Below are 15,365 nucleotides of genomic sequence, written 5' to 3'. Positions count from 1 at the left end.
TAGTAAAATCTTATTGTAGAAAACAACTGTAAAACAAAACATGTAAGAAATAGATAGAAAAATTTATTAAAATGAGAAATAGAAGTAAGAAGATAAAATTTTTTCATCATTTCTTTTCTTTCAAAAACGTTACATTTGTATGTCAGAGTAAAAGCTAAAATATGAGCAAACAAAGCAAAAGAAGAGAAGCCTTAGTATACCATGCTAAGCCTACTCCAGGAAAAATAAAAGTTGTACCTACAAAGAAATATGCAAGTCAAAGAGATTTGGCTTTAGCTTACTCTCCGGGTGTGGCAGAGCCTTGTTTAGAAATAGCAAAGGATGTCAACAATGTATATAAGTATACAGCAAAAGGAAACCTTGTAGCTGTAATATCTAATGGAACAGCAGTTTTAGGTTTAGGAAATATTGGACCAGAAGCTTCAAAGCCTGTAATGGAAGGTAAAGGTTTACTATTTAAAATCTTTGCAGATATTGATGTTTTCGATATTGAAGTAGATACAGAAAATATTGAAGAGTTTATACAAACCGTGAAAATGATAGCACCTACTTTTGGTGGTATTAACCTTGAAGATATAAAAGCTCCAGAAGCTTTCGAAATAGAAAGGCGCTTAAAGGAGGAGTTAGATATTCCTGTAATGCATGACGACCAACATGGTACGGCTATAATTTCGGCAGCAGCCTTATTAAATGCATTAGAGCTTTCAGAAAAGAAAATTGAAGACGTAAAAATAGTTGTAAGTGGAGCTGGAGCAGCAGCCATTTCCTGTACACGATTATACTTAGCATTTGGTGCCAAGCGTGAAAACGTTGTTATGCTAGATAGTAAAGGTGTAATTAGAGACGATAGAGATAATTTAACGTCTCAAAAAGCAGAATTTGCAACACATAGAAAAATTGATACTTTAGATGAAGCCATGAAAGATGCCGACGTTTTTGTTGGATTATCTACTTCAGACATTGTAACTCCAGCAATGTTATTGGTAATGGCTAAGAATCCTATTGTTTTTGCAATGGCTAATCCAGATCCAGAAATCCAATATCAATTAGCAATAGACACTAGAGATGACATTATTATGGCTACAGGACGTAGCGATCATCCTAATCAAGTAAATAACGTACTTGGTTTTCCTTTTATTTTTAGAGGAGCTTTAGATGTGCGCGCGACAAAAATTAATGAAGCCATGAAAATGGCAGCCGTTGTAGCATTAGCTAATTTGGCAAAAGAACCGGTGCCAGAGCAAGTAAATATTGCATATAATGAAACCAGACTAACTTTTGGTAAAGAGTATATTATTCCAAAACCATTCGATCCAAGACTTATTGGAGAAGTGTCTCCAGCGGTTGCAAGGGCTGCAATGGAAAGTGGAGTGGCATTAGAACCAATAGAAGATTGGGAAAAGTATAAAGACTCATTGTTAGAGCGTTTGGGTAATGATAATAAAATTATTAGACTGCTTTTAAATAGAGCTAAATCTGCTCCTAAGCGTGTGGTTTATGCAGAAGCAGACCATATAGATGTACTTAAAGCTGCGCAAATAGTTCATGATGAAGGCATAGCAATTCCTATTTTATTAGGAAGAAAAGATGAGATAGAGCGTTTAAAGGAAGAAATCGAGTTTGATGCAGATGTGCTTATAATCGACCCTAAAACGGATGAACAAAATGAGCAAAAGAACAAATACGCTCAAGTCTATTGGGAGCAACGTAAACGTAGAGGAGTTACTTTATTAGAGGCTCAAAAATTAATGCGCGAACGTAATTATTACGCTGCAATGATGATTAATGAAGGAGATGCAGATGCTTTAATATCTGGTTACTCTCGTAGTTATCCTCAAGTTGTAAAACCAATGTTAGAGCTTATTGGTTTAGCACCTGGTTCTACTAGAATTGCAACAACTAATGTAATGATGACGGAACGTGGGCCAATGTTTTTAAGCGATACGTCTATAAATATTAATCCTTCAGCTAAAGATTTAATTAAAATAGCACAAATGACTTCTGGTGTTGTTAAAATGTTTGGATTAAAACCAGTAATGGCTATGACAAGTTTTTCAAACTTTGGCTCTTCAAAAGATCAAACAGCAACTAAAGTGCGTGAAGCAGTTTCTTATTTGCATAAAAGACATCCAGATTTAATAGTAGATGGAGAATTGCAAACAGATTTTGCACTTAATAACAAAATGCTTCAGGATAAGTTTCCGTTTTCAAAATTAGCAGGACATAAGGTGAATACACTTATTTTTCCAAATTTAGAGTCAGCAAATATTACTTACAAATTGCTTAAAGAATTGAATAAAGCAGAATCTATTGGTCCAATTATGATGGGCTTACGCAAACCTGTTCATATTTTACAATTAGATGCAAGTGTAGACGAAATTGTAAATATGACTGCAATTGCAGTAATAGATGCACAACAGAAAGGAAAAGAAGCAGTAATGAGTCAAAAAAGTGAGTAATTTTTTAGTCCAAGAATTTTATTACATTTGAAATCTTAACAAGAAAAAGTAAATGATTACACATATTAAGGGAAAATTAGTTGAAAAAAATCCAACAGATGTTGTTATAGACTGTAACGGTGTTGGTTATTTATTAAATATTTCTTTAAATACTTTTTCTCAAATCCCGGAACAGGAAAATATACAGTTATTTACACACCTTCAGGTTAAAGAAGATTCGCATAGCCTTTATGGTTTTGTAACTAAAGGTGAGCGCGAGGTATTTAGATTACTTATTTCGGTAAGTGGTATAGGTACTAATACAGCACGAACAATGCTATCGTCTTTAACACCAAAACAAATAAGGGAAGGTATTGCTACAGAGGATGTTGCACTTATTCAATCTATAAAAGGAATTGGTGTAAAAACTGCTCAGCGTGTAATTATAGATTTAAAAGATAAAATCATTAAAATTTATGATATTGATGAAGTTTCTGTTAATAGAAGCAATACCAACAAAGATGAAGCGTTATCTGCTTTAGAAGTTCTAGGTTTTGCGAAAAAGCAAGCTGAACGCGTGGTGGATAAAATTGTTGTATCTGAACCTGAGGCAAGCGTAGAGTCCATAATTAAACAAGCTTTAAAAAAATTATAGTAGATTTTGAATACACCTAACCTATACTTTTATAAATCGATTAAGCAGAGTGCATTAACAGTATTTGCATTTTTGTTATCGCTTACCGCTTTTGCTCAAGATCCAGATCCATCAGTAGAAAACGATTCTACAAAGACGGGATTTAGTTTTGGTAATATTGTAATGCCAAACCCTAATAGTATAACTGCAAAGTATACTTACGATCCTGAATCAAATCGTTATGTCTATACAGAATCTGTTGGTAATTTTAATATTAATTATCCAATAATATTAACACCAAAAGAATATCAAGATTTGGTGTTTAAAGAAAACTTAAAAGGGTATTACCAAGATAAGATAGATGCTTTCGATGGAAAAAAGGAGACTTCCGAAGAAGCAAAAAAGAATTTGTTGCCAGAATTTTATGTCAACTCAGGTTTTTTTGAAACTATTTTTGGAGGTAATACTATTGAGGTTGTTCCGCAAGGTTCTTTAGAAATGGATTTGGGAGTTTTATTTACAAAACAAGATAATCCATCTTTTTCGCCTAGAAATAGAAGTAATTTTACATTTGATTTCGACCAGAGAATTAGCTTAAGTTTATTAGGTAAAGTTGGTGAAAGACTACAAGTTACAGCTAATTATGATACCGAAGCGAGTTTCGATTTCCAGCAATTAGTAAAGTTAGAATACGATCCTACTTTTGGTGGAGGTGAAGATTCAATACTTCAAAAATTAGAAGTTGGTAATGTAAGTATGCCATTAAACAGTTCTCTAATTTCGGGAGCGCAAAGTCTATTTGGTGTAAAAACAAAATTACAGTTTGGAAAGACAACAGTTACCGCTGTGTTTTCTGAACAAAAATCCGACACACGTTCTGTAATCGCACAAGGTGGTGGTACATTAGATGAATTCGATTTCTTTATTCGTGATTACGATGAAAACCGTCACTTTTTCTTAGCACAATACTTTCGCGAAAACTACGACAAAGCTTTAGCTAATTATCCGTATATTAATACTAATATTCAAATTACGAGAGCAGAAGTTTGGGTAACTAATAGAAGTAATAGTACCGAGAATGTTAGAAACATTGTTGCACTTCAAGATCTTGGAGAATCTGCTGTTATTGGTAACACTGGTGTTGTTGTTACTGCTGGACCTGGAGCTTATCCAGATAATGGTAACAACCGTTTAGATCCAACAAATATTGGTGGGCCAGGTTCGCAAATTACAGATGGAATTAGAGATATTGCAACAGTTCAATCTGGTATTCTAATTCCTGGATATAATGAAGGTTTCGATTATGCCAAATTAGAAAATACTAGAAAATTACAAGAAGGTCAAGAGTATGTTATTAATACGCAATTAGGTTATATTTCATTAAATCAACGCTTAAATAATGACGAGGTATTAGCGGCAGCTTTCCAGTTTACGGTTGGAGGTCAAGTTTTTCAAGTTGGTGAATTCGCAAACGATGGTATTGGTGCGACAGATGTAGAAACCAATAGCGCAGGTGAAGTAACTAACGTAACTAATAACAACTTAATATTAAAATTACTTAAAAGTAGTATTACATCTGTATCTCAACCTATTTGGGATTTAATGATGAAGAATATTTACGATACTGGAGCTTACCAGTTAAGTCAAGAGGATTTTAAATTAAATATTTTCTACAACGAATCTGCACCTTTAAATTTTATTACAGCAGTAGATGGATCTCCTTTTGGAACCGATTTTGAAGGTGAACCAATTGAACAAACTACGTTATTACGTTTATTCAATTTAGATAAATTAAATTATAATGGAGATCCACAAGCTAATGGTGATGGGTTTTTCGATTTTGAACCTGGAATAACTGTAATTCCCGAAAATGGAAAAATTGTTTTTACTAAAGTAGAACCGTTTGGACGTTATTTATTCGATGTTCTAGATAATGATGGTAATGCAGGAAACAATGGTTTCGATTATGAATCGGATACATACACGAATGCTAATCAAGAAAAATATGTTTACGATATACTTTATAAAGCAACAAAAACGGCAGCTTTAGACGAGGTTCAGAAAAATAAATTTCAAATAAAAGGGAGTTATAAATCTCAAGGAGGAGATGGTATTGCCATTGGAGGTTTTAACGTGCCTAGAGGTTCTGTAAAAGTTACTGCTGGTGGTCGTGTACTTGTAGAAGGTGTAGATTATACTGTAAATTATCAATTAGGTCGTGTACAAATTTTAGATGAAGCTTTAAAAGCATCAAACACACCAATTCAAGTTACTACAGAAAACAATTCGATTTTTGGTCAGCAAACAAAGCGTTATACAGGTATAAACGTAGAACACCAATTTAACGAGAAATTCTTAATTGGTGCTACTTACGTTAATTTAAACGAAAGGCCAATTACCCAGAAAGCAAACTATAATAGTGAGCCAATAAATAACACTATACTTGGCTTTAATGGTAACTATTCTACAGAAGTACCTTTCTTTACAAGGTTAGCAAATAAATTACCAAATATAGATACAGATGCGCCATCAAACTTATCGGTTAGTGGAGAATTTGCTTATTTATTACCAGGAGCACCAAAAGGAACAGACTTTAATGGAGAAGCTACAGCTTATATAGATGATTTTGAAGGTAGCCAAAATGGTATTGATTTAAAATCGACTCAATCATGGAGATTGTCAAGTAGACCTATATTATTAAATGAAACGGCAGTTAATGATGTAGACGGTATTGAGAATGGTTACGATAGGGCATTATTAAACTGGTATACTATCGATCCTATTTTCTACGGAGGACAAAGACCATCTGGAATTGACGACGACGACGTGTCAAATTTGTACACCTCTCGTGTATTTGTGCAAGAGTTATTTCCAGAACAAGATATTGCACAAGGTCAAACATCTGTTTTAAATACTTTAGATTTAACTTATTACCCAACAGAAAGAGGGCCTTATAACTTTAAAACGTTAAATACAGATGGTAATACTCTTGGAATACCAACCAATAGTTGGGCAGGTATAACAAGACCATTAACATCTACGGATTTCGAGCAATCTAATGTAGAATATATTGAATTTTGGATGCAAGATCCTTTTCAAGATAATCCAACAAATCCAGGAGGAAAGCTTGTATTTAACCTTGGTAGTATTTCAGAAGACGTCCTTCGTGATGGACGAAAGCAATACGAAAATGGATTGCCAGCAGATGGTAATATTGATTTGTTGCCAACAACTAGTTACAACACTGTAGTACCATTAAATCAAGCGTTAATTTACGCATTCGACTCTACAGGAGAGGAGCGTACGAATCAAGATGTTGGATTCGATGGTTATAACGATGCCGAAGAAGGTGTTAATTTTCCAGATTTTAGTGGTTTAACTGACCCATCAGCAGATAACTACCAATATTATCTTAGTGCAGAAGGAGACGTTTTAGATCGTTACAAGCGTTACAATAATGTGCAAGGTAACTCGCCAGATACATTTAGCGATACCGATAGAGGCTCTACAACACAACCAGATGTTGAAGATATTAATAGAGATAACACGATGAATACTATCGATAGTTATTTTGAATATGAATTAGAATTAACACGACCAAACTTACCTCTAAATAGTACAAATGAAATTACACCAGGGAATCCAATTGGTGACTTTATTAAAGATGTAAAATTACGCTCAAGAGATTTACCTAACGGAAACACAGAACAGGTGCGTTGGTACCAATTTAGAGTGCCAGTTCAAGGAGATCATGTTGAAGCTGTAAACGGTATAACAGATTTGCGTTCCATTCGTTTTGCAAGAATGTACTTAAATGGGTTTTCAGAACAAACAACTTTCCGTTTTGGTACCTTAGATTTAGTTCGTAGCGACTGGAGACGATATCAATTAGCATTAGATGGAGGCCCAACATCTCCAAATTTTGATGACACAGAGTTTACCGTTGGAGTGGTAAGTACACAAGAAAATGATGGTAGTTATGAATCTCCTCCGGGAATTGAACCAGAAAGATTAAATAATAATAATTCTATTATAGATCAGAACGAGCAATCTTTAGTAGTAAACGTGTGTGATTTAGGTGCTAAAGATTCTAGAGCAGTCTATAAAAATATTAGCGTAGACATGAGACAGTACAAACGTCTTAGAATGTTTATGCATGCCGAAGAAGGAGATCTTCCTGGATTAGGAGACAAAGAATTAGTTGGTTTTATTAGAATGGGTAATGATTTAACCGAAAACTATTATCAAATTGAAGTTCCATTACAAGTTTCAACAGGAACAACTAGTGCTGCCTTGTGGCCAACCGCAAATGAAATAAATTTACCATTAGAACTTTTAGAACAAATAAAATCTCTAGGAATTGCAAATGGTACTTTAGCAAATCCTGATGCTACTTTTTACGATGTTGTAAATGGAGAATTAATACAAATCCCAACAGCTACCCAATATGAGAATTATGAGCTAGGTCAAACGAGATTAGCAATAAAAGGGAATCCAAATTTTGGAGCAGTAAGAACTTTAATGGTTGGTGTTAAAAATGGCTCACCTAATACGCAATGTGGAGAGGTTTGGTTTAATGAACTTCGATTATCAGATATGGATAATGAAGGTGGTTGGGCTGCAATAATGAATGTAGATACTAATTTTGCTGATTTTGCAAACATAAGTGCAACAGGTAGAATGAGTACCGCTGGTTTTGGCTCTGTAGATCAAGGTCCACAAGAGCGCAGTATGGAAGAGGTTAAACAGTACGATGTTGTTACTAATATAAATATTGGGCAATTATTACCTAAAAAATGGGGCGTTCAATTACCTTTTAATTATGGTCAAGGTGTAGAATTAATTACACCAGAATACGATGCGCAGTACGAAGATTTAAGGCTTCAGGACAGAATTGATGCTGCTGGAAGTGCTGATGAAAAGAAAACTATCAGAGAACAATCTGAGGAATATACAAAACGTAGAAGTATCAATTTTATTGGTGTTAGAAAGGTTAGGACAGGAGAGTCTAAGCCTCGTTTTTACGATGTAGAGAACCTAACATTTAACCATTCATATAACAAAGTAGAACATCGCGATTTCGAAATAGAACGTTCTATAGATAAGCAAGCAAGAACGGGTGCGAGTTATGCCTATAATTTTGAACCAAAAGTATTCGAGCCGTTTAAAAAGAATGATTCTCTTTTTACTGGTAAATACTGGAAGCTTTTAAAAGATTTTAATCTTAATTTATTGCCTTCAAGTTTTACGGTTAATTCTGATATAAAAAGACAATTTAATAGACAGCGCTTTAGAGAAGTAGAGCTGGGCGGAAATAATATTGGTTTAGAAGAATTATTTAGAAGAAACTATAACTTCGATTTCCAATCGACAGTAAATTGGAATTTAACAAAATCATTATCATTTAATTTTGCAGTCGCAAATAATAATATTGTTAGAAATTATTTTAAAGACAATATTATTAATGGAGAGCAAGATTCGAGTCAAGATGTTTGGAATGGGTATTTTGATATTGGAGACGCAAATATGCGCTCACAAACTTTAGGTATAAACTACGAGTTGCCTTTTAGTAAATTTCCTGCACTTGATTTTCTTAAAGCGACATATTCTTATCAAGGTTTATATCAGTGGCAAAAAGGATCAGATTTATTTGGAGAGCTTGTGGCAGATGATGGTCTAACATACGATTTAGGGAATTCTATTTCTAATGGAAACACACATAATATTAACTCTACGTTAGATATGCGTAAGTTTTATAAATACTTAGGTATTAAGAAAAAACGCGTAATAAAAAGTAACGGAAAAGTTAGTAGACTATCAAGATCGGCTACTCCTCCGGGAACAGTTAGCAAAGAAGATGATAAAAAGGCAGCAGCCAAAAAGAAGAGTGGTTTGGGAACAGGAATCACAAACTTTGGTATTGGAATTTTAACTTCTGTAAAGCGTATTCAAGCTAATTATTCTGAAAACAATGGAACATTTTTACCTGGGTTTTTGGATACTCCAGGTTTTATTAGTGCGTCAAAACCAACATTTGGTTATACTTTAGGAAGTCAAAGTGATATTAGAGATTTAGCAGCTAGAAATGGTTGGTTAACTGTGTTTCCAGATTTTAATCAGCAATACACCAAAAACCATACTAAGCAGTTAGATCTTTCGGCAAACTTAGAGCCATTTAACGACTTAAAAATAGATTTAGTTGGAACAAGAACGTATGCTGAAAATTATACCGAGAATTATAGAATAGATAATAACGAATACACTTCTCTAACACCTAATGTTTTTGGTAACTTTAATATATCAACATTTACATTACCTACTGCCTTTGGCAAGAGCGATGAAATTAGCTCAGAAGCTTTTGATGCGTTTAGAGAGAATAGACTAACAATTGCTAGACGATTAGCAGCAGAAAAAGGAGCTAATGTTGGAGATGTGGATGCAGAAGGATATCCTTTAGGTTTTGGTAAAACAAGCCAAGCAGTATTATTACCAGCATTCTTAAGTGCTTATACAGGTCAAAATGCAGAGAAGACAAAATTAGGAGCCTTTAGAAATGTACCAATCCCAAACTGGGATCTTAAGTACACAGGACTAATGAAATTTAATTGGTTTAAAAAACGTTTTAAACGTTTATCATTATCACATGGTTACCGATCAAGTTATACTATTAATCAGTTTAGAACAAATCTAGATTTTAACGGTATAGATTACAGTGAGCCTTATGCGTCTCAACCATCAGATGACTTAGACCAAGCTGGTAACTTTAAAAATGCTGAGCTATATAGTAATATCAACTTAACCGAGCTATTTAGTCCGTTAATTAAGGTAGATATGGAAATGAAAAACTCTGTAGTTGTTGGAGTAGAGGTTAGAAAGGATAGATTATTATCTTTAAGTTTCGATAATAATTTAATGACCGAAATTCAGGGTAAAGAATATTCGCTGAAGTTAGGTTATAGATTTAAAGATGTACGTATAAAATCTAAATTAGCAGGACCTAAAAAATCAATTGTAAGCGATTTATTAATGGAGGCTAACCTTTCGGTTAGAGACAATAAAACAATTATTAGATACTTAGATTTAGAGAATAATCAAATAACAAGCGGACAAACCATTTACGGTTTAAAGTATAATGCTAACTACGCGTTTAGTAAAAACTTAACAGGTATTTTCTACTTCGATTACACGTTTTCAGAATATGCTATATCTACCGCATTCCCACAAACAACAATACGTTCTGGGTTTACTTTAAGATATAATTTTGGTAACTAAAAAATGGTTTAATTTTTCTATTTGAAAACCCAAAGCATTTAAATACATTTGTAAAAAATCATAAAATAAATACAATGAATATTCCATCAGAATTAAAATATACTAAAGACCACGAATGGGTTAAGGTAGAAGGAGACGTAATTACAATAGGCATTACAGATTTTGCACAAAGCGAATTAGGTGATATTGTCTATGTTGAAGTAGAAACTGTTGATGAAACTTTAGATGCTGAAGAAGTATTTGGTACAGTTGAAGCTGTTAAAACCGTTTCAGATTTATTTTTACCAGTTGCAGGAGAGATTATAGAATTTAACGAATCTCTTGAAGACGAGCCAGAAAAAGTAAATTCAGATCCTTATGGAGATGGTTGGATGGTTAAAGTTAAAGTAACTGATGCTTCCCAATTAAATTCTTTGTTATCTGCCGATGCTTATAAAGCACTAATTAGTGCTTAAGAAATTTAGTCTTTTGGTAAGTATTTTTTACACGCTAACGTTATCTGCTTTATGCTTAATAAAGATAAACGGTATTGTAAAAGAGATGCCTTCATTTAACGATAAAGTTGGGCATGCTATAGCACATTTTATTTTTGTTGTACTTTGGTTTGTAGTATTTTATTATAAATTAAACTTTAAATACAATAAAGCTTTGGCTTATGCGGCACTTTTTTCATTGGTATATGGTGTCTCTATAGAACTCCTTCAAGGTTGGGTGACAATAAGTAGAGAAAGTGACTTTAAAGACGTGTTAGCAAATGTTTTAGGAATGGTATTTGCTTCATTACTTTTGTTATGTGTAAAGAAACACTTGATAAAAAAGAATAATAGCTTGCTTTTTTGATAAATAAATAGTTATTTTAGCAAAGCATAAATAAATAAATTAATGGAAACAAAGAAAAACCCTAAAGCAAACGTAGGCAGAAACAGCTCTCTCTATTTTGCGGTTGGTATGTTGTTAATGTTAGGTTTAACATATACAGCTATCAATTACAAAACATACGACGAGCGTGTTGTAGATAATAGGTCTATTGATGTTGATGATGAATTGGATGAAGAAATTCCAATTACAAATCAAGCACCACCACCGCCACCACCGCCACCGCCACCGCCGCCACCAGCACCAGAAGTTATTGATGTTGTTGAAGATGAAGCTGAAATAGAGGAAACGGTTATCGAATCTACAGAAACAACTCAAGAAGAAGAAATTGTTGAAGTTGAAGAAATTGAAGTAGAAGAAATAGAAGAAGATGTAGAAGTATCTTTTGCAGTTATCGAAAGTGTTCCTGTATATCCTGGTTGTGAAAAGGGAAACAATAACGAGAAGCGTAAATGTATGTCTGACGCAATCAACAAAATTGTTTCAAGAAAATTTGATTTAGATTTAGGTCAAGAATTAGGTTTAAGTGGGAAGCAACGTATTTATGCACGTTTTACCATAGATAAAGCTGGAAACATTGTTAATGTTAAAACACGTGGTCCACATCCTGGATTAGAAAAAGAAGCTAGACGAGTTGTAGGTTTAATACCTAAAATGAAACCTGGTAAGCAAAGAGGGAAGCCTGTTAAAGTAACTTTCGATTTGCCTATAACATTTAATGTACAAGACTAATAATTAGTTTAAAACATATAAATTAAAAACCCGATACAAAATTGTATCGGGTTTTTTGTTTTTGGTATGCTTATTGTTAATTATTCATAATATTAACATCTAAACTTTAATAATTATGAACAATTCAAAGAAAAGTCACGATCTCGTTCGTCAAAACGAGAAAAACGTGCAGAAATCACAAAAGCATGATGCAAATTTACAAAAAAACTCCACGCTGTACTTTCAGGTTGGGTTAATTTTATGTTTATTGGCCAGTTATGGAGCTTTAGAGATGTCTTTTGCATCCAATGAAAACCTTTATGAGCCAACAAAAAAAGAAGTCACAGAGGAATTTGTTTATGTAATGCCAAATTTTAAAATTGTTAAGGAGGTAGAGGCAAAAGAAAAACAAGAAACGAAACAGCCCAAACCAAAAGAACCAAAAATAGAAATCGTAGATAATGATAAAACAGTAAAAGAGCCTGTAGAAAATATTGTTGATGTTGTGGTGCCAAAGGAGGCTACTCCAATTATTTCTGCAGATGACCCTAGTTTAAAAATTGATGATATAGAGCCTGTAATAAATATTTTGGCTGTGCAACAAGTTCCAATATTTCCAGGATGCGAAAAAGAAACGACTAATAATGGTAGACGACAATGTTTGTCGGATAAATTATCAAAGTTTGTACAGAGGAAGTTTGACACCGATGTCGCTACTGATTTAGGTATAACTGGGAAACAGAAAATTTATGTGTCGTTTAAAATTAATAAACAGGGTGAAGTTGAGATTATAGATACTAAAGCCAATCATGCGGCTTTAGGAAAAGAAGCTAATAGAGTGGTTGGTAAGATACCAACCATGCAGCCAGGTAAAAATGATAATGAACCAGTTGAAGTGTCTTATATGCTTCCAATTAAATTCAATATTCAATAAATTTACGACTGTTTTAATTACTTTTAAACCGTTATTACCTTTGGTAGTAACGGTTTTTAATTTTTAATCAAGTATGGGAACTTCAGCATTAAAAAATTTAAAAATGCTATCTTTCGACGAAATTAAATGTAAAATAGACTATGAAGTTTTATGCTTTTATTTTAATACTATGTTTTCAGTCTTTTGCAATGGCTCAAGATAATAATGAAAAACCTCCAGTTTTTGATTCTTGTAAAGAAGAACCGGTGGCTAACATGCAAAAATGTTTCGATACTAAAGTTTTTAATTTACTATTTGAAAATTTCAAAGTACCAGAACATATTAGCGAAGCTGCTTATAAAGGAGAGGTTGTTATTTTATTTGAAGTAGATAAAGAAGGTGGTTTTAGAACAATGTATGTTGATGCTATCTATCCAGAGTTAAAATCAGAAGCTATTAGGGTTATCGAAGAATTTCCAAAAGTAGAACCTGCAACTTATAATAGCAATGCAACGTATAAACAATATTCAATAACATTAAAAATTCCATTAGAAGACCAAACTGCGATTACTGAAGATTTAGCTCTTCAAAATGAAAAACAAACAGGACAGGAGTTAAATGCTTTAGAATTAGCGGCCAAAAATGAGTTGGATAATGTTAAGGCAAATCATAAAAAATACGATAATAGTGAATATTCTAGTCAATTAAATATCCCGTTTTCACATGAAAGTTATTCTCAATTTGATCGTGCAACAAATTTAATAGGGACTAATAGTCACACGGCGTCAAAGCCATTTATTTATGATGACGTTTCTACTTATCACGATTTCAATGCAGAAAATGAAGCCTTAAGAAAAGAAACTCAATCTTGGGTTGGAAAAAAGCTATGGAATGAGCATTTAGTACAATTACAAGGTAAAGACTATTGGTTTACTGTAGATCCTATTTTTGATTTACAAATTGGGAAAGATACAGATGCCGATTTTAGTTACACATATAATAATACAAGAGGTGTTTTTATTCAAGGTGGTTTGGGAAAAAAGTTTAATTTCTCGGCTTCTATTTACGAAAGTCAAGGTCGGTTTGCTCAATATTTTAATGACTACGCAGAAAGTATCAAGCCTTCTAATGGTCCAGCACTAATTCCTGGACGAGGTATTGCTAAAAGTTTTAAAGAAGATGCATACGATTATCCAGTTGCCGAAGCTTATTTGTCTTATACACCATCAAAATTTATAAATGTACAATTTGGACATGGAAAGAATTTTATAGGTGATGGTTACCGTTCGTTATTTCAAAGTGATGTAGCAAGTTCTTATCCTTATCTAAAACTTAATACTAAATTTTGGAAAATAAAATATACAAATACCTATACATGGTTAAAAGATGTTAGGGCTGAAGTTACCGAAGATGGAGCCTTTCTTACTAAGTATATTGCCAACCATTACTTAAGTTGGAATGTTAATAAGCGTTTAAATATAGGATTATTTGAATCTGTAATTTGGGCAAACACTAACGATAGAGGGTTTGATATTAATTATCTAAATCCTATTATTTTTTATCGTGCTATCGAATTTGAAACTGGTCAAGATGCGGGTAACGCTATTGTTGGAGCTTCAGGAAAATATAAGATTAACGATAATGTTAATGTGTATTCTCAATTTGTTTTAGATGAATTCTCTTTGAATGATGCAAAAGGAGGAGAAGGAAGTTGGAAAAATAAATTTGGAATACAATTAGGAGCAAAGTATTACAATGCTTTTAAAGTTAAGGACTTAATGTTGCAGGCGGAGTATAATGCAGTACGCCCTTATACCTATTCTCATAATACAATTACTTTAAATTATGCACATAATAACCAACCAATGGCACACCTTTGGGGAGCGAACTTTAGAGAGGTGGTATTAATTGGGCGTTATAAATACAAGCGCTGGTTGGGTGAGGCTAAGCTTATTGCAGGTGTTCGTGGATTCGATGTAAATAATGGTGTCGATAATTTTAATTATGGAGGCGATATATTCGAAAGCGAAGTAGATAGGCCTTTCGATTCTGGAGTAGAAATAGGACAAGGCATAAGAAATAATACCATTAATGCGAGTGTTCAAGGTGGTTATTTAATAAACCCAGCTTCAAATTTAAAAGTCTTTGCAAATATTAGTTACCGTAATTTTAACCCAGAAGCTGAATCAATGACGGTTTTAAATAATAGTACCGTTTGGTTTAATTTTGGAATTAGAACTGACTTATTTAATTGGTATTTTGATTTGTAGATGCACATTTAAAATGTTTTAATAATCTTCTTTGTTTTTAATTTCAGTTTCTCAAAAGAAAATGACGTAGAAACCGCTATTGATGCAATAAAATAGCGTCTTCGTTATGAATATGCGATAGAAAATTTACACAAAGAAACAGTTACATGATATTTTAAGGCATTTAAGTAGTATAACATATTTGATATTACGAGTTTTTTAAATGTAATAGCGGATTATAATTTTAGGATGCCTAAAATAAACTCTACATG

The 15,365-nt window shown here is 33.2% G+C and carries 8 protein-coding genes; all 8 read left to right on the top strand.

Features of this window, described 5'->3' with window-relative positions; translation table 11 throughout:
- Window positions 1-161 precede the first annotated feature (161 nt).
- Complete coding sequence (locus ASC44_RS07045) at window positions 162-2,459, top strand: NADP-dependent malic enzyme (protein ID WP_055446908.1); 2,298 nt, start codon at window positions 162-164, stop codon at window positions 2,457-2,459.
- A gap of 52 nt (window positions 2,460-2,511) precedes the next feature.
- A complete protein-coding gene (gene ruvA, locus ASC44_RS07040) occupies window positions 2,512-3,093 on the top strand; it encodes a Holliday junction branch migration protein RuvA (protein ID WP_055446907.1) in 582 nt (193 codons plus the stop codon).
- A 6-nt stretch (window positions 3,094-3,099) separates the two neighbouring features.
- Entirely contained in the window at window positions 3,100-10,344 is a 7,245-nt protein-coding gene (sov, locus tag ASC44_RS07035) for a T9SS outer membrane translocon Sov/SprA (protein ID WP_055446906.1), read from the top strand.
- Window positions 10,345-10,418: 74 nt separating this feature from the next.
- A complete protein-coding gene (gene gcvH / locus ASC44_RS07030; RefSeq protein WP_055446905.1) occupies window positions 10,419-10,799 on the top strand; it encodes a glycine cleavage system protein GcvH in 381 nt (126 codons plus the stop codon).
- Window positions 10,792-11,184, top strand: coding sequence for a VanZ family protein (locus ASC44_RS07025; RefSeq protein WP_055446904.1), 393 nt, complete (start codon window positions 10,792-10,794; stop codon window positions 11,182-11,184). Before gcvH ends, ASC44_RS07025 begins: the two co-directional genes overlap by 8 nt.
- A gap of 42 nt (window positions 11,185-11,226) precedes the next feature.
- Window positions 11,227-11,952: an energy transducer TonB gene (locus tag ASC44_RS07020; RefSeq protein WP_055446903.1), complete on the top strand. Its 726-nt coding sequence runs from the start codon at window positions 11,227-11,229 to the stop codon at window positions 11,950-11,952.
- Between the two features lie 115 nt (window positions 11,953-12,067).
- Complete coding sequence (locus ASC44_RS07015; protein ID WP_055446902.1) at window positions 12,068-12,865, top strand: energy transducer TonB; 798 nt, start codon at window positions 12,068-12,070, stop codon at window positions 12,863-12,865.
- Between the two features lie 140 nt (window positions 12,866-13,005).
- On the top strand, window positions 13,006-15,114 hold the full coding sequence (locus tag ASC44_RS07010) for a hypothetical protein (protein WP_055446901.1): 2,109 nt from the start codon (window positions 13,006-13,008) through the stop codon (window positions 15,112-15,114).
- The last annotated feature ends 251 nt before the right edge of the window (window positions 15,115-15,365 follow it).

Origin of the sequence: Lacinutrix mariniflava (assembly GCF_001418015.1) — a bacterium.
GTDB lineage: Bacteria > Bacteroidota > Bacteroidia > Flavobacteriales > Flavobacteriaceae > Lacinutrix > Lacinutrix mariniflava.
Note: the sequence above shows the minus strand (reverse complement) of the source record. Positions and strands in the feature narration are given on the sequence as shown.

What these genes read in the sequence shown, in the direction of transcription:
- ASC44_RS07045 (WP_055446908.1), top strand. Translation starts at nt 162, where the DNA reads ATGAGCAAACAAAGCAAAAGAAGAGAAGCCTTAGTATACCATGCTAAG.
- ruvA (WP_055446907.1), top strand. Translation starts at nt 2,512, where the DNA reads ATGATTACACATATTAAGGGAAAATTAGTTGAAAAAAATCCAACAGAT.
- gcvH (WP_055446905.1), top strand. Translation starts at nt 10,419, where the DNA reads ATGAATATTCCATCAGAATTAAAATATACTAAAGACCACGAATGGGTT.
- ASC44_RS07020 (WP_055446903.1), top strand. Translation starts at nt 11,227, where the DNA reads ATGGAAACAAAGAAAAACCCTAAAGCAAACGTAGGCAGAAACAGCTCT.
- ASC44_RS07015 (WP_055446902.1), top strand. Translation starts at nt 12,068, where the DNA reads ATGAACAATTCAAAGAAAAGTCACGATCTCGTTCGTCAAAACGAGAAA.
- ASC44_RS07010 (WP_055446901.1), top strand. Translation starts at nt 13,006, where the DNA reads ATGAAGTTTTATGCTTTTATTTTAATACTATGTTTTCAGTCTTTTGCA.